The following is a 20152-nucleotide window of genomic DNA, read 5'->3' on the forward strand; positions in this document are numbered from 1 at the left end:
CGGAAGACAGCGCTGCTCCTAGTAGTGGGAGTACCAGAGTAATAGTATTTACGGGTGAATGATCCCGGGCGGCGCAAAGAACTTGGCCTCTTCCTGCGGGCCCGGCGCGACCAGGCGCTGCGGGCCGACTATGGCCTGCCCCCGATTGGCCGCAGCCGTGAGCGGGGGTTGCGGCGTGAAGAGGTTGCCTTCCTGTCCGGCGTCAGCGTGACCTGGTACACGTGGCTTGAACAGGGCCGCGACATTAGCCCGTCCCGCCAGGTCCTGGAAGCGGTCAGCCGCGCACTGCACCTTTCAAGTACAGGCCTTGGCTATGTGCTGTCCCTTGGCGGATACGCGTCGGCCGCTCCCGCCAGCCCCGCCGCCGATACGGCACCGCCCCACATCCAAAGACTGATGGATGCGCTGGATCCCAATCCGGCTTTCGCCTTGTTCCCGGACTGGGGCGTGGCCGGGTGGAACAGGGCCTACGCAGCTCTCTACCCCAACATCGACACCGTGACGCCGGCGGACCGGAACCTGCTGTGGCTGGTGTTCACGGACCCCTATGTCCGGGACCTGCTCCCCGACTGGGAAACCACCAGCAAGAGGTTCCTTGCCGAGTTCCGGGCCGAGACCGGGCAGCGGCTGGGCGATCCCGACATCCAGTACCAGGTGGAGCGGCTCAAGGAAGCGAGCCCGGAGTTCCGGCAGGGCTGGGACCTCTACGACATCCTGGGCTTTGAATCCCGCGAGCGCCTCTTCCACCACCCCGCGGTGGGGGTGCTGCAGCTGGAGCACCACCAGGTGTCCCCGTCGGACCGGCCGGACCTGCACATCGTGGTCTACACGCCGGCCCCCGGCAGCGACGCCGCCGCGCAGATGCAGTCCCTGATGGCTGCCGCCGGCTAACCGGCGCCGGTGCCAAGGTAAGCCAAGGCCGCGGTGGCCTGTGCTTGCGTGGCCATGCGCAGGGTGGGGTCCACGGCCGGCAGGAAGAACGGCGAGTGGTTGGCCGGAATGTCCGTGTCCACAGTCCCCGCTTCCACGGCCCGGCGGTAAAGGTCCCGGGGAACGGAACCGACAATCCAGTACACGTAGGGACTCCCGAAAGCGTCGGGGATGCGACTGAAATCCTCGGACGCCGTCTGCGGGGCGGTGCGGTAGACGGCATCCGACCCGAAGGACCTGGTGAAGGCCGCGGTGACCCGGGTGTTGGCCTCCGGATCGTTGCTGGTCAGCGGGTACTGGTCGTAGTACTCGAACCCGGGTTCCTGCGGCGAGCCAGCCGCAGCGCACTCGCCGCGGACAATGCGTTCGATGGCTGCAATCATCTGGCTCCGGGTCGCCATACTGTAGGTCCGCAGGTTGAGCAGCAGTTCGGCGCGGTCCGGGATGATGTTGGCGGTGGCCCCGGCGTTCACCGATCCAACGGTCAGCACGGCGAACTCCCCCGGCGTGGTTTCCCTGGACACCACGGTCTGCAAGCGAAGGACGATCGAGGCGGCCAGCACCACGGGATCCACCGCCTTGTGTGGCATGGATCCATGGGCTCCGCGGCCGTGGACGGTGATCCGGAGGGAATCGCCGGCGGACAGCACGGGTCCCGGCGTGGTGCCGATGGTTCCCGCCTCGGTGGGCATGACGTGCTGGGCCAGCGCAATGTCCGGCCGCGGGATTCCGGCGGCCAGGCCGTCGTCGAGCATTGCCTGGGAACCCGCTGCCGTCTCCTCCGCCGGCTGGAACAGGGCAACGTAGGTGCCCTGCCAAGTGTCCCGGTGGTCAGCGAGGTACTTTGCCGCGCCCAGCAGGGCCACCACGTGCATGTCGTGCGCGCAGGCGTGCATCACCCCTGGAACGGCGGAGGCGTACGATGCGCCGGTGGCCTCGGTGACGGGGAGGGCGTCCATGTCCGCCCGGGCCAGGACGCAGGGACCGGCGCCGTTGGCAAGAACGCCTACGACGCCGGTACCGCCGAAGTGCCGGACGTCAAAGCCCCAGCCGGCCAGCTTCGCCGCGACGGCCGCGGATGTTGCGTGTTCGGCAAGGCCAAGCTCGGGGTTCCGGTGGATCTGCTCGTAGAGCGGTACCTGCCATGCCAGTTCAAGCTCGAAGCTGCTGTCCCTGACGTCCATGCGGAGCTCCTCCCGGCCGGCGGCGCCGGCCTCTTCGGCCACTCTAGGCCAGCACCCCCTGCCGCACCACGGCCGGCTGAAACTGTGCACCCGCGCCCGGGAATACCGGCACGTCGATCCGGGCGTGGGTGTGGACCTCGTTCACGGTGGCCCTGGTGTGCAAGGCGATCTGTTCCATCGTGGTCACCCACATGCCGTCCATGCTCTTCACCCGCTCGATCAGCTGCTCCAGGGCCACAGCCTTGGACGGCCGGCCGGAGATGAACGGGTGGTTGGTCAGCACGAAGCAGCTTCCCTGGGAGTGGTGTGCCTCGGCTTCAAGCGTCCACATTTCCAGCACCTTGGCCGGGCTCTCGATCACGCCGCTGCCGGTCACGCCGGGGTAGAAGGCGTACTGTTCCCAGTCGTCCAGGGTCCAGTCCACGGGAATCTCCACGAGGTCCCTGGGATCATCGGCGGCGACGGCGAAGCGGTAGGGGGCGTCGCCGTCGAGCAGGCTGGAATCGTAGAGGAAGCCGCGGTCCGCCAGCAGGCCCGGCGAGTGCCAGTTCAGCTCCCACCACGGTGCCCGGTAGCCCACGGGCCGAATCCCGGCCACCTTTGCCAGGGCCTCCAGGCCGCGGTCGATGTAGCTGGCCTCGGTGGCGGCGCTGATGCCCTGCATGGGTTCATGGAGGTAGCCGTGGTGGGCCACCTCGTGTCCGTCGGCCACGATCCGGCGCACCACATCAGGGTAGGACTCTGCGGTGAAGCCGGGGATGAAAAACGTGGCCTTGATGTCCTGGCGCTCCAGGATCTTCAGCAGCCGCGGCACCGCGATCTTGGGGCCGTAGGACTGGTGGGTCATCAGCGACATGCGCCGGGTGCTGGTGGGATCGTGGGCGATGGTGCAGGATTCGGCATCGACGTCGAAGGTGAAGGACGCGGCGGCCTTGGCACCGTTGGGCCAGGTGATGCTGTGCAGGGCGTCCGCAATGGCGGGCTGGTTCACGGGAAAATCCTTTCTGGCGGGCGCAGTGCGCCCGCCAGGTTCAGGGAGGGGAAGGGATCAGAGGGCAGGAAGGGCGGGAGTGGTGTCCGCCGCCGGGCTCTTTGCTTCAGCTTGAATGCGGGGCTCCAGGGCGAGGTAGCGGATGTGCTGGCGCGGCCCAAGGATGGCGTACACCCCGGCGCTGGTCAGTCCGCCGGCCAGCCAGGACAGGTCCCAGCCGCCCAGGGCCACCGCAATGGGGCCCTGCATGATGGGGATCAGGCCGTACATGAACAGCCACGTCGCGAAAATCCCGGCCACGAGGGAGATGACTCCCGCCCAGTTGACGACGGGCAGTCGCTTGGTGCCAACGCCGTCGAACAGGCGCTCCGGCGCACCCGGCCAGCGCTTGTCCAGCCAGAAGTAGTGGACCAGCATGATCCCGCCCCAGGCGGCCACCCAGGCCACCAGGCCGATCAGCCAGGCGTCGAGCACCGCGGCGAAGTCTTCCTGGAAGATGAAGAAGACGACGGCGGCGAGTGAGAAGACGCCGACGAACAGGTTGAGCTTGCGGCGGCTGATGGAGATGTCCAAAGCCTGGGTGGCCACTGAGAAGGTGTAGATGTTCAGGATGTTGGTGGCAATGGGGCCGTGGAGCACCATGAGCAGTACGGGCAGCGCCATGGCGCCGAAGTTCAGGACGATGAGTTTGCCGGGATCGATCTCGCCGCTGTTGGTGGCCAGGCTGGCACCCAGGACGCCGAGCCACACCACGGGGATGAACTGGCCCAGCACTGAGGCCAAGTAGACCTTTTTCTTGGGGACGCTGGTGCTGACGAACCGGGAGTAGTCAGCGGCGTAGGTGAACCAGGTGATGCCCCACCCGATGCCGATGGCGGTCATCACGGCGCTCATGGCGGCGATCCTTTCGGAGCCTTCCAGGATGGCGCCGGCCGGGCCGGCGTAGCTCCAGTCGATGTCCATGCCGAACCAGGCGACGGCGGACATGACGGCCAGGATGAGGATGGTGGGCGGAACGGTCCATTTTTCGAAGGCGGCGATGGCTTTGTAGCCGAACCAGGCGATGGCCACCTGGAGGGCCATGATGAAGGTGGCGACGCCGATCTTCCAGCCGTAGTTGGGTGCTTCCGGGTCAACCCAGCCGAGGGTTCCGAAGAGTGCCATGACCAGGTCCAGGATGATCCACGTGTTCACCGCGCACCAGCCGATGACCAGCAGGGCCTGGATGGCGGCCGGCAGGTAGTTGCCACGCCGGCCGAACGCCGCCCGGGCCAGGACCATGCCGGTGGCTCCGGTCTTTTGTCCCAGGAGGACGAAGCAGCCGAAGAGCAGCATGCCGATCAGGTTGCCCAGCACCAGGACGGTGATGGTGTCCGCGAGTCCGAGTCCCAGCTGGATCCCGAGTGCCCCCAGCACCCAGTTGATGGGCGCCAGGTTGGCGCCCGCCCAGATCCAGAACTGGCCGGATACCTTGCGTGTTCTCGCTGATTCGGGAATGGGCTGCAGCCAGGCTTCGTGGTCCACGGCGTTGTGGTCCTCGGGTGCCTGGGCAGGTTGGCCGTGCGTGGCTGTTGAAAGCTTTTCTTGCATGGGGGCCTCCGTGAGGTGGATAAGTACCAAAAGGCTATGTGGCCCCCATCACAAGGGACAAGATACGATCTGTCGAATAGATTCTCCTACTACGTTACGGAATGTCGTGTCAGTGTTTCTTGGCGAAATACTCGCCCATCCCGCGCTCGCCGCCGCAGACCCCGTGGTCCATCCCCTTGGGGTAGCCGCGGATAGCCAGCCGGTCCGCTGGGTCCACTCCAGCGAGGTGCTGGACATCGCTCCCCTGCTCCGCGGCGGCGAGCTGCTGCTCTGCGGCGGCATCACACTTGCCACCGCCACGCCCGCCAAACGCGAGGAGTATGTCCGCGAACTGGCGCAGCGCGGCATTGCCGCGCTGGCCATCGAGACCGGCGGCGCACTGCCGGAGATTCCTGCCGACATGCTGCAGAAGGCTGAGGAGTTCGGCCTGCCAGTGGTGGAGCTGCGCAAGGTGGTGCCCTTTGTGGGCGTCATGCAGGCCATCAACTCCATGCTGGTGAGCGAGTCGGTGGGCCACCTTCAGCAAGCGGATGCCGCCACCCGCGCCATGGCTTCGGAGCTGGCCCACGGCGCCTCGCTGGACAAGATCCTGGCCGTGCTGGCGGGGATCACCGGTTCCGCCGTGAAGCTCACCTCCCCGTGGGGCGTCACCATGGGGAGCGCGGTGCCGGAGGGGTGGAGCAGCGAGGTTAGTGCGGATGGCGCGGCCGGGGCGGCCGAGGAAGGAGCAGCGGACGACGCCGGCTCCGGGCCGGGCGGGGATGCCAACTTCGGCGGGACTCCTGCTGGAAGAGTGCTCAGCGTGGACATCCCCGTGCGCGGCGTCCTCATGGGCCGGTTGGAGGTGCTGGTGCCGGAGGTAGCCGACACGGCACTGGCACAGGTGGCCGGGGAACGCGCAGTCGACATCCTGGGCCTGGCCCTGCTGCAGCATACGCCTCCCGGGCTGCATGCCCTGGCAGGTGCTGAACTGATGCGCGCAGTGCTCAATTCCGCTCCCGAGTGGCGGCTTGAACAACTTGCTCCAGGTGCCGGCTTTCCGACAGACTCCCCGGCCGTGGTGGCGGCCATTCATGCTGCGGCGCCGCAGGAGCTGCGTGGGGCCGTCGAAAGCTTCCTGAGCTCGCGCAGGATTCCGTGCGCCGCTTACCTGGACGACGCAGAGCTGGTGGTGATGATCGGTTTGCCCTGCACCGAGCCCCCGGGCGAGCGGCGGGAGCTTCTGGAATCCCTGCGGGGGCTGGAGGGCGACCATGATGCCGTGATAGCCCTGGGACCGCCGGTAGGCCGTGTTGCGGAGGCGGCCTGGTCGCTGGCGGAGGCGCGCCGTGCCCTGGACGTGCGACAGATCCGGCGGCGCAATGCCTCGGCGCGCAGGCGGTTTCCGGCGCGCGGCCTGGTGGTGGTTGATGCCCAGGACACCGCCGTTGAAAGCCTCGCCCTGACCTGCCTCGATGCCTCAGCCCGTGACGCGTTCGTCAACCGGCAGCTGCGGGCCGTGCTGGAGCATGATGCGCAGCGGCAGTCCCAATTGTTGGAGACCCTGCAGGTGTGGCTGGACTCCGGCTGCAACACGGCGCAGTCTGCCCGCGAACTGCATCTGGAACGGCAGTCAATGCACCACCGGCTGCAGCGGATTTTCGAGTTGTGTGGGGGCGATCCGCGCGGCACGGGCCGGCTGGCGGCACTGCACCTGGCGGCCCGGGTGGCCGGGCTGCCGTGAAACCAGGAAGTCTGCGGAAGGTTGTGCAGTCAGCTTCTAAAAAGGACATAACGTTCAGTTCATGCCAATCGATAGAAATGACAGAGGTGCACAGCTTCGTGAATATCTGAACGATGCCCGCGAAGCAATCCTGTGGAAATGTGAGGGCCTGAGTGATGCCCAGGCACGTACTCCCCTTACTCCGACAGGCACCCATGTCATGGGCCTACTGCTCCACCTGGCCGTCACCGAATCCCAGTACTTCATTTCATGTCTTGGACGCAAAATTGAGAACCCCATTATCCGGGGCGTTATCGACGCCGAGGACCCTCAGGCAGACTTCCTCCCGCCGCCGAATATGACGCTGATCGATACGGTTAAGGTCTATCGGGAGACAAACGTCGCGGCGGATGCAGTGCTCGACGAAATGGAGCTGGATTCACCGGCCGTGGTGCAGTGGTGGGTAAAGCATCGGCACACTACGGTCGAACGCCTTCTGGTGCATATGATCGCCGAGTCTCACCGTCATGCCGGACACCTGGACATCGTGCGCGAGCAGTTGGACGGTTTCATCGGTTGGCGCCCATCCGCGCCGAACATTCCAGACCTCACGCCCGATCAGTGGGAAGAGCAGCGTCTGCGAATGAAAAAGCTAGCCGACGGCACCTAAGGCATCGTCCGGTTTTACAGCTATACAGACTCGTGGACGCGGTTGTCGTACGGCTCAACGCCTGGCCTCGTACCTCGTTAGGACCACACCGCCGGGAAACGTGCGGGTCTCCACCAGGGCCAGGTTCACCCAGTTGTCCAGGGCTGTGAAGAACGGTGTGCCGCCGCCTACCAGGACCGGATGGGTGACCACCGCATACTCGTCAATCAGTCCAGCCCGCATAGCCGCCGCGGCGAGTGTGGCGCCGCCGATATCCATGGGACCGCCGTCGCCGTCCTTGAGCCGGGTGATCTCGGCAACCGCATCGCTCGAGACCAAACGGGCGTTCCAGTCGACCGCGCTGATCGTCGAAGAGAAAACCACCTTCGGCATATCGCGCCAGCGATGGGCGAACTCGACCTGTGCCGGTGTGGCGTCAGGCTGCTGATCCGCGGTAGGCCAGTGGGAGCTCATCGTCTCCCAAAGTTTGCGCCCATACAGCGCCAGGCCGGTCGCCCCCACCCGGTCGGACCACCATTGGAACAGTTCGTCACTCGGTGTGCTCCAGGCGATGTCGTCGCCGGGCGCGGCGATGTAACCGTCCAGGCTCACGTTCATGCCAAAGGCCAGTTTGCGCATGGCGCCAGTCTCCCGTGGGCCACGGCTAGTTGTACAGACCTGCCGAGGTCAGCTTGCCGTCCGCCCGCCCAGCCGTGTGGTTACCTTCGCTGCGGCGGTCACACAGGCCTCGCCCAGGCTCTCGAATTGCTCCTTGGATACCCGGAACCGGGGTGCCGGGATCAACACGGCCGCCACCACGTCGCCGCGGTGGTCGCGGACGGGCGCTGCCACGCCCACCTCGTCCATGGACGATTCCCCGTAGTTGCCCGCCCACCCCCGCCGCACAACATCCTGGAGCCGGGCCCCGTAGGCGGCAAGGCCGGCGTCGTCCATGCCTGGAAAAGTGATGGTGCCACTCCTCAGCAGCTCCCGCACCCGCTCTGCCGGCAGGGTGGACAGGAAGACCTGGACGGACGCGCTCATGGCGTCCCGGTAGCGCGCGCCCAGCGGGGTGGTGTGCTTGATCTGGTGGTGGCTGGCGATCTGTTCCACGCAGATGGCTTCGTCGCCGTTCCACAGCATGAGCGCGCTGGTTTCCCCGGTCTGCTCCGTCAACTGCCGCAGGACCGGGTAGGCCACCCGGCGTTCCTCCATCTCGGCGAGCAGCGGCCCGGCGACGGCGATGAGCCCCAGGCCCAGCCGGAAGCGCTTGGTCTCCGGGTCCCGTTCCACCAGGTTTTCCTGCTCGAAGGTGGCGAGGATCCGGGACACGCTGCTCTTGTGCATGCCCACCCGGTTGGCGATTTCCGTAACGCCCAGCAGCGGCTCATCCGCGGTGAAGGTGCGCAGGACGGCGATGGCATTGACGACGACGGAGGCGCCCTTCGCGTCCGGCCCGCCGTTGGTGCCGCTTCCGTTGCCGTTGCTGTCGGGGGTCTTTGCAGGAGTCATGGTGGATACCATCTTTCCCTATCGTTGGCGGCGGACGCCGAAAGCGGCGCCGTGGCCTGAGCTGCTCAGTCCACGGCGCCGCTCTGGCTGTTCAGTGGGTTATGCCTCGATGATGTTGTGCTCAGGACCGAACGGGAACTTGGTGATGTTCTCGACAGAGTTGTCCTCGCCGATGACCAGGATGTCGTGCTCGCGGTAGCCGCCGGCGCCGGGCAGGCCGTCCGCAACCGTGATCATGGGCTCCATGGACACCACCATGCCCGGTTCCAGGACGGTGTCGATGTCCTCGCGCAGCTCCAGGCCGGCTTCGCGGCCGTAGTAGTGGCTGAGGACGCCGAAGGAGTGGCCGTAACCGAAGGTGCGGTTGGCCAGCAGGCCGTGGCTGATGTAGATCTCGTTGAGCTCCGCGGCGATGTCCTTGCAGACGGCGCCGGGCTTGATGAGTTCCAGGCCCCGGCGGTGCACCTCCACGTTGATGTTCCACAGCTCCAGTGAGCGCTCGTCCGGCTGGCCCAGGAAGAGGGTGCGCTCCAGGGCGGTGTAGTAGCCGGAAGTCATGGGGAAGCAGTTGAGCGAGAGGATGTCTCCCTGCTGCAGCTTCCGGGTGGTGGCCCAGTTGTGCGCGCCGTCGGTGTTGATGCCGGACTGGAACCACACCCAGGTGTCCCGGACCTCGCGGTGCGGGAAGGTCCTGGCGATCTCGTGCACCATGGCCTCGGTGCCAATCAGGGCAACCTCGTACTCGCTGATGCCTTCGCGGATGGCGTTGCGGATGGCCTCGCCGCCCAGGTCTCCGATGCGGGCGCCGTGCTTGATGACTTCGATTTCCTCGGCGGACTTGATCATGCGCTGGCGCATGGCGTCCTGGGACACGTCCAGGAGCTGGGCGCCCGGGAAGGCGGCGGCGATCTTTTCGCGGGTCAAGCCCGGGAGGAAGTCATCCTCGACGCCGATCCGGTTGGCCTTGACGCCGCGCTGGCGCAGCGCTTCCTGCAGGCCGAAGTAGAAGTTGTCCCGGCGCCAGTCGGTGTAGACGATGTTTTCGCCGTAGGAAGTGCGCCAGGGCATGCCGGCGTCGATGTTGGCGGTGACGGTGACCGAGTCGTCGGCGGTGACCACCAGGGCGTAGTTGCGGCCGAACGTGGTGTACAGGAAGTCGGAGTAGTACTTGATGCCGTGGTAGCTGGTGAGGATGACGGCGTCCAGGTCCTTGGCGGCCATGATCTGGCGCAGGCCGCCCAGGCGGCGCTCGAACTCCGCGTCGGAGAACGTCAGCTTGCCCTTGGAGCCGATGTGCAGGACCTTGAGGCGCTCGAGTTCGGCAATGGAGGACGCGTTGTCAGCGGTGATAGTCACGAAGGTGTGCCTTTCTAATGGGTGCCGGCAGCTGCTGCAGCCGGTGTTGGTTTGCGTGATGAGGTTGGTCTTGGGAAGACCTCTTGGTCAGAGGTGCTTGAGGGGTTTCCGGGAAGTCTCGGCGGCGAACAGCACGGCCACAAGGGACACTGCGGACGCGGCCACCAGGTACCAGCCGGGCGCCAGCTTGCTCTGGGTCATGCCGATCAGGAGGGTGGCCATGAACGGTGCGGTGCCGCCGAAGAGCGCGTTGGAGAGGTTGAAGCTGACGGCGAAGCCGCTGTACCGGACCTTGGTGGGGAACAGTTCGGCCAGGAAGCTGGGCAGGGTCCCGTCATTCAGGGTGAGCATGCCGCCCAGCAGGATCTGGACCAGGACGATCACCAGGAAGTTGCCGGTGTCCAGCAGCATGAAGGCAGGGACGGTCAGGACCATGAAGAGCACCGAGGCGGTGATGAGCATGCGCTTCCGGCCGAACCGGTCCGAGGCGATGCCGGTCAGGAAGATGAAGCCGATGTAGCTGGCCAGGGCGATGGTGGTGGCCAGGAAGGACTCGGTGGGTCCAAAGCCCAGTTCCTCGGACAGGTAGGTGGGCATGTAGCTGAGGATGACGTAGAAGCCGACGGCGTTGAGCAGCACCGCGCCGCACGCGATGACCAGCTGCTTGCGGTACGTCCGGAACATGTCCAGCGCGGGAGCCTTGGGGGCGTTTTCCTCCTGGTCGGCCAGGGCGCGGAAGGCCGGGGTGTCCTCCAGCTTGGTGCGGATGTAGCGCCCGATCAGGCCCATGGGGGCTGCCAGGAGGAACGGCAGCCGCCAGCCCCAGTCGTGCAGCTGTTCGGTGCTGAGCACCGAGCTGAGGAGTGCCGCGATCAGTGAGCCCAGGAGCAGGCCAGCAGCGGTGCTGGCCGGAACGACGGCGGCATAGAGGCCGCGGCGGTTGGCCGGTGCGTATTCCACCAAGAAGGCCGAGGCTCCGGCGTACTCCCCTGCGGCCGAAAATCCCTGGACCACGCGGACCAGGAGCAGCAGGATCGGGGCCAGCATGCCGATGGTGCCGTAGCCGGGGATGAGTGCGATGCAGAAGGTGGAGACGGACATGATGACGATGGAGAGGGACAGCGCTTTGCGGCGGCCCAGCTTGTCACCAATGTGGCCCCAGAAGAAGCCGCCCAAGGGACGGACGAAGAAGGAAATGGCAAAGACTGCGAAGGTTGCCAGGAGCGCGGTCTGCCGGTCCGCTTCGGGAAAGAACACCGAGGAGATGACTGCTGCCAGGTAACCGTACACGGCGTAGTCGAACCATTCGACGAAGTTGCCGATGAAGCTCGCGGTGACCACCCGCCGTCGGACGTCCTTGCTGGCAACGGTACTGTCCGCAGCATCGCCAGCCCGGGCGGGACCGTTGGCGTCAGCGGCAACGATTCCGGCCCGGGGTGAGTTTTGTTGGGTACTCATGAAACCACCAATTGAAAAGTTGGAGTTGCATTACTTGCAACGTGGTTGTTCCAAGATAGGCCGTGATGCGCAACACAGTCAATAGGTTTTGGAATGATTAATCCCGCGACCATCGAGTGGATGGACCGGAAGTGGCACACTTCAGGGTCCCTAACAAAAGGATCCGACTGGTTGCGTTCAAAGCAACAGAGTTGTAACAAGAGCGGAACTTGGGCTTCAACGCAGGAATGGCCGCCAAGCGGGAGCGCTTGGCGGCCATTCAACGGCAGGGATGTGCTGGAGGGTTTATCCCGCAGGAACAGGTTCCGCTGCGATTACCGAGTGGTCCCGGTGCAGGTTACCCAGGGCCGAGGCCCCCTGCGGTGACCCCAGGTCGGAGAAGAACTCCACGTTGGCGCGGACGTAGTCTGCCCACTCGTCCGGCACGTCGTCGGAGTAGTAGATGGCTTCCACCGGGCACACGGGATCACACGCACCGCAGTCCACGCATTCGGATGGGTGGATGTAGAGCGAGCGTTCGCCCTCGTAGATGCAGTCCACTGGGCACTCCTGGATGCAGGCCTTGTCCTTTACGTCCACGCAGGGCTGGGCGATCACGTACGTCATGGCAGCTACACACCCGTGTAGACGGTCTTGCCCCAGGTGAAGAACTCCAAGGCGGACCTGCCCTGCTCGCGGAATGTGTTGGTGGAGGAGTCCTTGACGCCGCCAAACGGCACATTCAGGTCCAGTCCCGCCGTGGGCCGGTTGACCTTGATGACGCCCGCCTGCGCCCTGGCGGAGAAATCGGTGGCCAGGGCCAGCGAGTCGGTGCAGATACCGGCGGTGAGGCCGTAGCGGGAGTCGTTGATGGCGGCCAGTCCGGCCTCGTAGCCTGGCACTTCCAGGACGGCCACCACGGGGCCGAAGATTTCCTCGGTCACGGCCGGATCGTCGAAGGCCAGGTCGGTGAGCACGGCGGCGGGGAAGGACAGCGCTCCGGAGGAATCGCCGTCGTACCTTCCATGCAGGAGGGTGGCACCGCGTTCGACGGCGCCACGCACCGCTGCCTGGTCCTGCTCGAACTGCTGCTGGCTCACCACGGCCCCCATGGCAGACTCCAGGCCATCGCCCGGCGTGTATTTGGCGGCTTCTGCCACCAGCGCCTCCAGGAACGCGGGGCGGATGCCGGGGGTGACGTAAACGCGCGACGTGGCCGTGCAGGCCTGGCCGGTAAGGCCGAAGGCGCCTGCCGCCACCACCTGTGCGGCCTTCGCTGGATCGGCGTCGTCCAGGACCAGGACGCCGTTCTTGCCGCCCATCTCCAGCTGCACCCGGGCGCGCCGGCCGTTGAGGATCTCCTGCAGGCCCAGGCCCACCTTGGTGGAACCGGTGAAGGACATTCCGGCAATGCGCGGATCGCGGGCCAGGGCATCGCCCACCACGCGGCCCTTGCCGTGCACCACGTTGAATACGCCGGCCGGCAGTCCCGCGTCCTGCAGGGCGCGGGCCAGGTGGGTGGCGGACAGCGGCGTGAGCTCGGCGGGCTTGATGACCACGGCGTTGCCGCTGATCAGTGCCGGCGCCGTTTTCCAGGCCGGGATGGCGATGGGGAAGTTCCAAGGGGTGATCAGGCCAACCACGCCCAGCGGCTCGCGCCGGGTGGTGATGGTGGTGTCCGGCAGCCCGCTGGGCAGCACCTCACCGGTCGCGGCCCAGCCGAGCGAGCCGAAGAACCGCAGCACGTCGGAGGCGCGCTTCACTTCGCCCTTGGCCTCGGCCAGGGTCTTGCCTTCCTCGCGGACCAGGTCCTCGGCAATGGCCGCCTGCCGTTCGATCAGCAGGTTTCCGGCGGCCAGGAGGACGGCGCCGCGGGATGGTGCGGGCAGCGCTGCCCAGGCGGGCTGCGCGGCTACTGCTGCGGTGACAGCGGCGTCCACGTCCTCGGCGGTGCCGCGGGGTGACAGTGCGGCGAGCTCGTCCGGCCGGGCGGGGTTCATGCGCCGGGTTTCTGCCTCGCCCAGCCATTGGCCATTGATGAGGTGCTGGGCGGTCAGGTGTGCGTCGGCGGTGGTTTGGGGGTCCAGGGCGGTGGAGGTCATGGCGTTCCTTTGGAAGATGGTGGGTGGGGCTAGAGGCTGCGGATGAGGCCGCCGTCGCACCGCAGCGCCACGCCGGTGATGTACGACGCCGGTGCGCTGCACAGGAAGGCGGCTGCGGCACCGAACTCGGCGGGTTCCCCATACCGCCGCGCGGGGATGGTTTTGCGGGATTCGAGCCGGATTTCGTCCAGGGTGGTGCCGCGGCGCTTGGCCGCTGCCTGGTCCAGTTCGGTGACGCGGTCGGTGGCGATCCTGCCGGGCAGGAGCAGGTTGACGGTTACCCCGTCCAGCGCCACCTCCGCCGCGAGGGTCTTGAGGTACGCGGCCAGGGCTGCGCGGCCGGTGTTGGAGATGGCCAGGTTGGGCAGGGGCGCGGCCACCCCGCTGGACCCGACGGCCAGGATCCTCCCCCACCGCCGCTCCCGCATTCCGGGGAGGGCCAGGGCCACCAGGGCCTGGTGGGGCTTGACCAGGGTGTCGAACGCTGCGGCGATGTCCTCGGAGCCCAGGGTCGCCGCGGCGCCGGGCTTGGGTCCGGGCCCGTTGAGGACCAGGATGTCGATCTGGCCCAGGCCCGCTTCGGTCTGCGCCGCTGCCGCTGCCACTCCCCCGGGGGCGGTGAGGTCGGCTTCGACGGCAATGGCGCCGAACCCAGGGAGGTCACCATATGCTGCGTGCAGTTCGCCCACGATCTCCTGGGCCCGGTCATGTCGCCGGCCCACGATGGCCACCTTGGCCCCTTCCGCGGCGAGTGCCCGCGCCACGGCGAGCCCCAGTCCGCCGGTGGAGGCCGCCACCAGCGCTGTGCGTCCCGCAATGCCCAGATCCATCAGAGGCTCCCGGCCGGGACGGGCGTGCGGGTGATTTTCAGTGCCGTGGCCGCTTCGCGGAGGTGCGCGATCATGGCGTGCCGCAGGTTCTCCGGGAAGCCCGGCGCCGGGGCGCGGACGCCGGAGTCCTTGATCCAGCCGCGTTCGCGCAGGCATTCCTTGCGGACGGCCAGGGCCACCCTGGCCTGCTGCTCGAAGTTGATGAGCGGCAGGTAAGGCACCAGCTGGGCGGCGGCCGCCGCGTAGCCCTCCCGCTGCCAGGCCCGGACGCAGGCAATCAATGCTTCCGGATAGGAGAATCCGGTCATGGCTCCTGCGGCTCCGGCCAGGAGTTCATCCAGCAGGCCTTGGCCGCCAAGGCCGCCGAACACCGAGATGCCGGTGGCGGCGCTGAGGGTTGCGATGGCCACGCTGGTCGGCGGCGCCTCGGCCTTGATGGCGATAACGGACGGGCTTGCCCTGACCACCGCGATCAGCGCCTCCGTGGAGATGGTGACCCCGCTGGCCAGGGGGTAGTCCTGCAGCACCACCTTGGCGCCGGTGGCACGGTGGATGGCGTCCAGGTGGGCGGCGACAACTTCAGGTTTTGGCGAGTTGGCCTGCACCATAACGGCGGCGAGACGCTGGCCGGCAGCCTCCTGGGCAGCACGGATCTCCTCGATGGCGGGCCGGGTGGCCAGGGCGGTCACGCCCACCACCAGCGGCAGGCTGGTGCATTCGACGGCGATTTCCAAGACCTGCCGCCGCTCCTCCGCCGCAAGTGCGGCTGCTTCGCCGAACACGCCCAGGACGGTGAGGCCGGTGGCACCGATGGTTTCGTAGCGCTCCACGAGGTCGGAGAGGCTGTCCAGGTCCACGTCCAGGGTGCTGCCCTGGAACGGGGTGGCAACGACGCCCCACACGCCCGGGGCCAGGGATTCACGCTTTTCAGGCGCGGCGGATTGCGGCATGGTTGTTTCCTTTCAAGGAAAGTGAAGCGGGAAGAGGTTCGACGGCGGCGGCCCGGTCAGCGGCCCGGCCACAGCGGCTGCCGTTTTTCCTGGAACGCCCGGACGCCTTCGGCGGAGTCCTCGCTGTCCAGGGCGGCCATGAGGGCCGGGAGCCGGAGGCCGCGCGCTTCGGCGGCCGTCAGGTGCGAAGTCCGGGCAGCCATCTGCTTGACCGCCCGGACGGAGGTGGGGGCACAGGCGAGGATCTGGTCCACCCAGCGCTGCACGGCGGCGTCGAGCTCCTCGGCCGGCACCACTTCGTTGACCAGGCCCATGGCCTGCATCTCGGCCGCGCCGGCTTTCCGGCCGGTAAGGAGCATGCCCATGGCCTGGGTGTAGGGGACGCGGCGCAGCAGCTGGTGGATGCCGCCGTCGAGCGCCAACCGCCCAACCCGGGGCTCCGTCAATCCGAACTTGGCGCTGTCCGCCGCCACCACGATGTCCGCGCCCAGCACGATCTCCATGCCGCCGCCCAATGCGTAGCCGTTGACCTTGGCGATCACGGGGATGTCCAGGGTGGTGCGCAGGCTCAGGCCGCCGAACCCGTTGGGGTCCAGGCCGGCCCAGTACTCCAGGCCGGTCTTGTCCACGGCGGAGGCGGACATGTCCGCGCCCACGCAGAACGCGCGTGACCCTGCCCCGGTGACGACCACAGCCCGCACGGACGGATCCTGCTCCAGCTGGTCCCAGATGTCGTTGAGCCGGGCCTGCGCGGTGCCGTCAACAGCGTTGAGGACGTGCTGGCGGTCGATGGTGACGGTTGCGACGCCGTCGTTGATGCTGAGAGTGACTTCGTCTACCCGCTCCGCCAGGGCCGTCACCGCAGGACCCCCAACTGCTGCAGGCGTTCAATCGTTTCGGCGTCGAAGCCGTTTTCCAGCAGGACCTCCACGTTGTGTTCGCCGAGGCGGGGCGCCACGCGGCGGACCGTGGGCGGGGTGGCGGAGAGCCGGATGGGCGCATTGAGCATTTTCACGGTGCCCACCCGCGGGTGTTCGGCCTCCACGATCATGCCGTTGGCCTCGGTCTGGGCGTCGGCGAGCGCCTGTTCCAGGGTGTGGACGGGGGCGTTGAGGAGCCCCTGTTCCTCCAATTTCCCGGTCCAGTATTCGGTGGTGTTGGTGGCGAAGTGCTCCCGGAAGATGGCCTGGAGGGCGGGCTTGTTCTTGAACTGCTGCTCCAGGGTGGCGAACCCGGGCCGCTCGGTCAGGTCCTCGTCCAGGCCCAGGGCGTCGGAGATCCGCGCCAGCGGGTCGGGGGTGAAGCCGCCCACCATGCACACGGCGCCGTCGGTGGTTTCGAAGACGCCGCTCAGCGGCATGGCGCCCCAGTTGACCTCGTAGCCGCGGTTGAGCTGCATGCACGCCTCCTGCATCTGCAGGTGCAGCATGGAGTCGTACATGGTCACCTCCACCTTCTGCCCCACGCCCGATGCCTGCCGGGTGCGCAGCGCCAGCAGGATGCCCTGCATGAGGTGCATGCCGGTGATGTAGTCGCAGAGGGTGGTGGGGTAGATGGCCGGCTTCTGGTCATCCGATTCGCGGCGCCACATCACGCCCGAGTAGGCCTGGGCGATCGCGTCCTGCCCGCCCTTGTGCGAGTACGGTCCCACCGGGCCGAACCCGGTGCCGGAGGCCCAGATGATGCCCGGGTTCTTCGCCTTCAGGTGCTCATAGCCGAAGCCCATCCGCTCCATGACGCCGGAGCGGAAGTTGCTGACCACCACGTCCGCGTCGGCCAGAATCCGGTGCAGCACCTCGCGGCCTTCCTCCGTGCGGGTGTCCACCGAGACGCTGCGCTTGTTGCGGTTGATGGACAGGAAGATCGGGTTGTCCTGGCCGTCCTGGTCCGGGAACGAGTTGCGGGAGATGTCACCCGCGCCCGGGCGCTCCACCTTGATGATGTCCGCACCGTAGTCGCCCAGCAGCTGGGTGCAGGACGGGCCCATGAACACCTGGGTGAAGTCCACGATCCGGATGCCTTCCAGCGGAAGGGGCACGGGTGAGGCAGCCGCATTGGCGCCCGCCGCCGTCGGGCGTTCCACCCGCTCTACCGTTGCCGCGCTCACGCCGGCACCGCTGCTTCGGCGTCCAGGGTGGCGTTCGACGACGGGACGTCGCCCGGGTCCGCGCCGTGCCGGCGCATGCCCTGCTGGATGTCCGCTGCCGCCACATCGCGGACCAGCACGCCGGACTCGACGGCGAGCGCTGCGGCGACGCCGACGGCCTGTCCCATGGCCATGCAGGGCGGGATTTCGCGGGACATCTTCTGCGCCTCGGGGGTGGCGGAGTAGTGGCGGCCGGCCACCAGGAGCTGGTCCACTTCCTTGGGCAGCAGCGAGCGGTAGGGGTAGTAGTAGTCGCGGCCGCGGGCCACGCTGTCCTGGAAGTGGCGGCGGGAGGTGACGTCTTCCTTGGTCATGACGTACTCGCCCTGCAGAAGGCGGGTCTGGCGGACGCCCATTTGGGAGGCGACATCGAGCATGTAGCACTTTTCGAAGCCGGGGAGGTTGGCCCGGACGTAGTCCACGGCCTCGGAGATCTTGTCCCGGGCGGCGAACTCTGCGGCGGTCATGTCTGCCGGATCCACGCCGTCGAAGCCGGTCATGTGCGGGGCGTTGCACCACACCACGCCCTCGATGGGGGTCTTGAGCCACCACAGTTCCCAGGCCCCGCCGAGCAGGCGCTTGATCTTGCGGTTGATGGCGCGGGCTTCCTTGGGGTTGGCCTGTTCGAAGGCTTCGGCGGCAGCGGTGTCCACGTTGCCCAGCCGGAAGACGAGGGTGGTGAGGTAGTTGTCCTTGGCGTAGCTGGCGCCGGCGCGGGAGGCCACGTCGATGTCGCCGGTGGTGTCGATGACCACGTCCGCCATGAAGGCCTGCGGGCCCAGCTTGGTTTCGCAGATGACGCCCTTGATCACGCCGTTGTCCACGATGGGGCGGGAGAACCAGGAGTGCAGCCGCAGGTCCACGCCGGCCTCGCGGACCAGGTCGTTGGAGATTCGCTTCCAGCCGTCCGGGTCGAAAGCGGCGGCGTAGCAGATGGGCTTGGGGTTGGTGTGGGAGTGGAAGTCGAAGGTGCCGTAGCGGCCCCACTTGTTCCAGAGTTCCTCGGAGGTACGGCGGTCCTCGGCCGGCGGGACGATGGCCAGGCCCAGTTTCTGCAGGCGTTCGACGTATTCGGAGACGATGCCGGTGACGGTGATGTCCTGGCCGTTGATCATGTCGTCCAGGACCAGCACCATGCCGCCGGAGGCCAGGCCGCCCAGGGAGGAGTAGCGTTCCAGGAGGGTCACCTTGGCGCCGGAACGGGCGGCGGTGACGGCGGCGGCCACACCTGCGGGACCACCGCCAACCACCAGGACGTTGGACCGGGAGATCACCGGGGCGGTGAGGTCCGCAGTGGTGGTGCTGAGTTCGAGCGTGTTCATGGGGAAGTCCTTACTTTCCGACGAAGATGCCGTTGGAGCGGCGTGCGGCGAGGTAGAAAACGATGCTGAGGATGGAGAGGACTGCGACGTAGACCGGGAAGACCCACGTGAGGTTCAGGGACTGCAGCCAGACCAGGAGGTAGGAGGCGGTGCCGCCGAAGAGGGCCACGCCGATGCCGTAGCCAAGGGCCACACCGGTTCCGCGGATGTTCTTGGGCATCAGGGAGGAGCTGACCACGTTGTAGAGGGTCATGTTCAGGACCAGGACGATCGAGCCACCCAGCAGGACTGCTGCGAAACCGCCGATGCCGGGCTGGACGTACAGGAGCATGAGGAACACGGAGGGGATGGCCAGGACGCGGGTCACCAGGAACCAGCGGGACATGGACCGGCCGTCGGCCAGCTTGCCGATGATCCAGCTGCCGATCACCAGGACGACGCCCAGGACGGTGGTGAGGGCGAAGACTGCGGTGGGGTCTTCCTTGAAGCCGCTGCGGGCGGCGCTGGGCAGGCCCACGTTCCAGGCGTAGTTGTAGGCCTGGGCGGCCCCCACCACGAAGATGATCGCCAGGACGGAGAGCCAATGCTTGCCCACGCCGGACCATACGGTCTTGGCGGTGTTGGTGGCGCGCTCTTCTTCCTTGAGGGTTTCGGGCAGTGAGCGGCGCAGGTAGAGCACCACGAAGCCGAACAGGGCGCCGATGATGAACGGAACGCGCCAGCCCCACTCCCCCATGGCCGCGCCGCCGATCACCAGGCTGCAGACGAAGCTGACAAGGGAGGCGAGCAGGATGCCGATGTTGACGTAGAAGGACATGATGCCGGCCACGTAGCCTTCGCGGCCTTCCGGCGCCAGTTCAACGGCGTGGGAGGTGGAGAGCGGGGCTTCGATGCCGGTGGAGATGCCCTGCAGGATACGGCAGGCCACCAGGATGATGCCGGACCAGGCGCCGATGGTGGCGTAGCTGGGGGTGACGGCGATGAGCAGGGTGGTGCCTGCCATCAGCATGATTGACAGCAGCATCACGCGGCGGCGGCCGATGCGGTCGGCCAGAGTGCCCAGCAGGATGCCGCCGAGGGGACGGAAGGCGAATCCGACGGCGAACACGGCCAGCGCGTTCAGGGTGGCGGAGAGGGGCTCGGTGCTGGGGAAGAAGTTGGGGCCGATGAAGGCGGACAGGAGGCCGAAGACCATCCAGTCGTACCATTCCAGGGCGTTGCCCAGGCCAAGGCCGAGGAGGCCCTTGCGGACTTCTGGGGTGAATTTATCGCGGTTGCGGGGGGATGAGGTGGTGGCACGTGGTGACGGTACGGCATTGTCCGTCGCTTGGATGTCGAGCATGGGAGTGTCCTTACGCTGGCGCCGGGAAGGGCGCAGGAGGGTATGACGCAGCGACGCCTGTTGGAGGAGGCGCAGGATGCGAAGGTGGCAAGGATTGCCCGGGGCCACA

The 20152-nt window shown here is 67.1% G+C and carries 18 protein-coding genes; 3 read left to right on the plus strand and 15 right to left on the minus strand.

The window, feature by feature from the left end:
• Window positions 1-54: 54 nt before the first annotated feature.
• Window positions 55-891, plus strand: a complete 837-nt coding sequence (locus LFT46_RS17525; protein ID WP_236799692.1) for a helix-turn-helix transcriptional regulator — start codon at window positions 55-57, stop codon at window positions 889-891.
• Here LFT46_RS17525 and LFT46_RS17530 read toward each other — a convergent pair.
• Genes LFT46_RS17530 through LFT46_RS17540 form a run of 3 tightly spaced genes read right to left on the minus strand, consistent with a single transcriptional unit; the run spans window position 888 to window position 4695 of the window.
• A complete protein-coding gene (locus tag LFT46_RS17530; RefSeq protein ID WP_236820506.1) occupies window positions 888-2114 on the minus strand; it encodes an amidohydrolase in 1227 nt (408 codons plus the stop codon). The genes LFT46_RS17525 and LFT46_RS17530 overlap by 4 nt on opposite strands.
• A 43-nt stretch (window positions 2115-2157) precedes the next feature.
• Window positions 2158-3105: a polysaccharide deacetylase family protein gene (locus tag LFT46_RS17535; RefSeq protein ID WP_236799694.1), complete on the minus strand. Its 948-nt coding sequence runs from the start codon at window positions 3103-3105 to the stop codon at window positions 2158-2160.
• Window positions 3106-3162: 57 nt separating this feature from the next.
• Complete coding sequence (locus tag LFT46_RS17540; RefSeq protein WP_236820507.1) at window positions 3163-4695, minus strand: purine-cytosine permease family protein; 1533 nt, start codon at window positions 4693-4695, stop codon at window positions 3163-3165.
• 106 nt (window positions 4696-4801) lie between these two features.
• Here LFT46_RS17540 and LFT46_RS17545 point away from each other — a divergent pair, with 106 nt between their 5' ends.
• Together LFT46_RS17545 and LFT46_RS17550 are read left to right on the plus strand one after the other, a co-directional pair.
• Window positions 4802-6418, plus strand: a complete 1617-nt coding sequence (locus LFT46_RS17545; RefSeq protein ID WP_236820508.1) for a PucR family transcriptional regulator — start codon at window positions 4802-4804, stop codon at window positions 6416-6418.
• A 61-nt stretch (window positions 6419-6479) separates the two neighbouring features.
• Entirely contained in the window at window positions 6480-7067 is a 588-nt protein-coding gene (locus tag LFT46_RS17550; RefSeq protein ID WP_236820509.1) for a DinB family protein, read from the plus strand.
• Between the two features lie 54 nt (window positions 7068-7121).
• Here the strand turns inward: LFT46_RS17550 and LFT46_RS17555 are convergent, their stop codons facing one another.
• The 12 genes from LFT46_RS17555 to LFT46_RS17610 all read right to left on the minus strand — a co-directional run bounded on the left by LFT46_RS17555 (window position 7122) and on the right by LFT46_RS17610 (window position 20043).
• Window positions 7122-7685 carry a dihydrofolate reductase family protein gene (locus tag LFT46_RS17555; protein ID WP_236820510.1) on the minus strand — a complete coding sequence of 188 codons (564 nt, stop codon included), beginning with the start codon at window positions 7683-7685 and terminating at the stop codon, window positions 7122-7124.
• A 48-nt stretch (window positions 7686-7733) separates the two neighbouring features.
• Complete coding sequence (locus tag LFT46_RS17560) at window positions 7734-8570, minus strand: IclR family transcriptional regulator (RefSeq protein WP_442863656.1); 837 nt, start codon at window positions 8568-8570, stop codon at window positions 7734-7736.
• 87 nt (window positions 8571-8657) lie between these two features.
• On the minus strand, window positions 8658-9914 hold the full coding sequence (locus LFT46_RS17565; protein WP_236820512.1) for an aminopeptidase P family protein: 1257 nt from the start codon (window positions 9912-9914) through the stop codon (window positions 8658-8660).
• Window positions 9915-10001: 87 nt separating this feature from the next.
• Window positions 10002-11372: an MFS transporter gene (locus tag LFT46_RS17570; protein WP_236820513.1), complete on the minus strand. Its 1371-nt coding sequence runs from the start codon at window positions 11370-11372 to the stop codon at window positions 10002-10004.
• A 285-nt stretch (window positions 11373-11657) separates the two neighbouring features.
• Window positions 11658-11978: a ferredoxin gene (gene fdxA, locus LFT46_RS17575; protein WP_236799702.1), complete on the minus strand. Its 321-nt coding sequence runs from the start codon at window positions 11976-11978 to the stop codon at window positions 11658-11660.
• A gap of 5 nt (window positions 11979-11983) precedes the next feature.
• A complete protein-coding gene (locus tag LFT46_RS17580; RefSeq protein ID WP_236820514.1) occupies window positions 11984-13453 on the minus strand; it encodes an aldehyde dehydrogenase family protein in 1470 nt (489 codons plus the stop codon).
• Between the two features lie 29 nt (window positions 13454-13482).
• Window positions 13483-14283, minus strand: a complete 801-nt coding sequence (locus LFT46_RS17585) for an SDR family oxidoreductase (protein WP_236820515.1) — start codon at window positions 14281-14283, stop codon at window positions 13483-13485.
• A complete protein-coding gene (locus LFT46_RS17590) occupies window positions 14283-15233 on the minus strand; it encodes a dihydrodipicolinate synthase family protein (protein ID WP_236799705.1) in 951 nt (316 codons plus the stop codon). Before LFT46_RS17590 ends, LFT46_RS17585 begins: the two co-directional genes overlap by 1 nt.
• 56 nt (window positions 15234-15289) lie before the next feature.
• On the minus strand, window positions 15290-16093 hold the full coding sequence (locus LFT46_RS17595) for an enoyl-CoA hydratase-related protein (protein ID WP_236799706.1): 804 nt from the start codon (window positions 16091-16093) through the stop codon (window positions 15290-15292).
• Entirely contained in the window at window positions 16090-17340 is a 1251-nt protein-coding gene (locus LFT46_RS17600; RefSeq protein ID WP_236799707.1) for a CaiB/BaiF CoA transferase family protein, read from the minus strand. The genes LFT46_RS17595 and LFT46_RS17600 overlap by 4 nt, the downstream gene beginning before the upstream one ends.
• Window positions 17337-18701: an FAD-dependent oxidoreductase gene (locus LFT46_RS17605; RefSeq protein WP_236820516.1), complete on the minus strand. Its 1365-nt coding sequence runs from the start codon at window positions 18699-18701 to the stop codon at window positions 17337-17339. Before LFT46_RS17605 ends, LFT46_RS17600 begins: the two co-directional genes overlap by 4 nt.
• Before the next feature lie 10 nt (window positions 18702-18711).
• Window positions 18712-20043 (minus strand): MFS transporter, encoded by a 1332-nt coding sequence (locus tag LFT46_RS17610; protein WP_236799709.1) that lies wholly within the window; start codon window positions 20041-20043, stop codon window positions 18712-18714.
• Window positions 20044-20152 lie beyond the last annotated feature (109 nt).

The organism is Arthrobacter sp. FW306-07-I (genome assembly GCF_021800405.1).
Classification (GTDB): domain Bacteria; phylum Actinomycetota; class Actinomycetes; order Actinomycetales; family Micrococcaceae; genus Arthrobacter.

Excerpts from the sequence above, each read along its gene's own strand:
- LFT46_RS17540 (WP_236820507.1), bottom strand. The coding sequence starts at position 4,695 with ATGCAAGAAAAGCTTTCAACAGCCACGCACGGCCAACCTGCCCAGGCA.
- LFT46_RS17560 (WP_442863656.1), bottom strand. The coding sequence starts at position 8,570 with ATGGTATCCACCATGACTCCTGCAAAGACCCCCGACAGCAACGGCAAC.
- LFT46_RS17570 (WP_236820513.1), bottom strand. The coding sequence starts at position 11,372 with ATGAGTACCCAACAAAACTCACCCCGGGCCGGAATCGTTGCCGCTGAC.
- LFT46_RS17555 (WP_236820510.1), bottom strand. The coding sequence starts at position 7,685 with ATGCGCAAACTGGCCTTTGGCATGAACGTGAGCCTGGACGGTTACATC.
- LFT46_RS17530 (WP_236820506.1), bottom strand. The coding sequence starts at position 2,114 with ATGGACGTCAGGGACAGCAGCTTCGAGCTTGAACTGGCATGGCAGGTA.
- LFT46_RS17585 (WP_236820515.1), bottom strand. The coding sequence starts at position 14,283 with ATGGATCTGGGCATTGCGGGACGCACAGCGCTGGTGGCGGCCTCCACC.
- LFT46_RS17605 (WP_236820516.1), bottom strand. The coding sequence starts at position 18,701 with ATGAACACGCTCGAACTCAGCACCACCACTGCGGACCTCACCGCCCCG.
- LFT46_RS17550 (WP_236820509.1), top strand. The coding sequence starts at position 6,480 with ATGCCAATCGATAGAAATGACAGAGGTGCACAGCTTCGTGAATATCTG.
- LFT46_RS17590 (WP_236799705.1), bottom strand. The coding sequence starts at position 15,233 with ATGCCGCAATCCGCCGCGCCTGAAAAGCGTGAATCCCTGGCCCCGGGC.
- LFT46_RS17610 (WP_236799709.1), bottom strand. The coding sequence starts at position 20,043 with ATGCTCGACATCCAAGCGACGGACAATGCCGTACCGTCACCACGTGCC.
- fdxA (WP_236799702.1), bottom strand. The coding sequence starts at position 11,978 with ATGACGTACGTGATCGCCCAGCCCTGCGTGGACGTAAAGGACAAGGCC.
- LFT46_RS17580 (WP_236820514.1), bottom strand. The coding sequence starts at position 13,453 with ATGACCTCCACCGCCCTGGACCCCCAAACCACCGCCGACGCACACCTG.